Source organism: Micromonospora arborensis (genome assembly GCF_003205615.1).
GTDB classification, from domain to species: Bacteria; Actinomycetota; Actinomycetes; order Mycobacteriales; family Micromonosporaceae; genus Micromonospora; species Micromonospora arborensis.
Map to the genome: position 1 here is coordinate 1 of NZ_PYBV01000149.1, position 274 is coordinate 274.

Annotated in this window: 1 pseudogene; it reads right to left on the reverse strand. The window is 67.9% G+C overall.

Annotated features, from left to right (window positions below):
• Nucleotides 1-59: 59 nt before the first annotated feature.
• Nucleotides 60-274, reverse strand: a pseudogene (locus C7C45_RS33210) (extracellular solute-binding protein); the annotation flags it as partial.

The following is a 274-nucleotide window of genomic DNA, read 5'->3' on the forward strand; positions in this document are numbered from 1 at the left end:
GGCCCCTCTCGATGGGCGGACGGGTACCGGCCCACCGATGCTACGGCCCTGACGCATCGTCAGGACTGAGTGTTGATCAGCTGGTTGATCTGCGCGTCGGCGGCCTTGGTGACCTCGTCCACCGGCTTGCCGGCCAGGATCGAGCTGAGCATGTTGACCAGCACGTTCTGCTTCTCCACCTGGGCCCAGCCGGGTGCCAGCGGGGTGAACCAGGCATCCGGCACCGCGTTCGCCGCGGCCGCCGTCTCCGGCTTGTACTTGAGCGCGTCCAGCT